This window comes from Aminobacter sp. P4_D5 (genome assembly GCF_056401815.1).
The window spans coordinates 1-505 of the sequence record NZ_JBFUIP010001473.1; the positions used below are offsets into that span (position 1 = coordinate 1).

The following is a 505-nucleotide window of genomic DNA, read 5'->3' on the forward strand; positions in this document are numbered from 1 at the left end:
CCCAGGGACTCTACGAGCGGCTCGGCTGGTATGCGATCGAGGAGACGGTCGACAACAACCGCCCCGTCACCATCATGCGGCGCGACCTGTAGCCCTCAGCACGGACGCCCCGGCGCCAGCTCTCCCCGCGCCAGAAGCAGCGCAATGTCGCATTGCGCCTCCGAGGCGCGGCGGCCCAGCGAGCAGGTCAGGTTCCCCGCGCGCTTCGTCCGCCAGCCCGGCTGACAGGCGTCGGTTCGGATCGGCCCGGACATGGCAGTGAACATCCGCCGCGCGGCCGCGCCGGTGATGGTCAGATAGGCATGCGTGCCGGCCGCCTCGCCGGGCGGCGGATCGACCAGGGTCGCGCCGCCGAACAGGGCCTCGCCGGTGAGGCGTTCCGTGACCAGATTTTGCGCGGCCGCCAGGCCCGACCAAAGCCATGTCGTGGCCAAGGCGATCGCGCCGACCCTTCGTGCATCGAATCCCATGGCGCTTCCTCCGTCCCGACCGCGGCACCCTAGCC

General features: G+C 71.3%; 1 protein-coding gene. It reads right to left on the bottom strand.

Annotated features, from left to right (window positions below; translation table 11 throughout):
- Positions 1–95 precede the first annotated feature (95 nt).
- A complete protein-coding gene (locus AC1DWF_RS39030) occupies positions 96–470 on the bottom strand; it encodes a hypothetical protein (protein ID WP_476843738.1) in 375 nt (124 codons plus the stop codon).
- Positions 471–505: the final 35 nt, after the last annotated feature.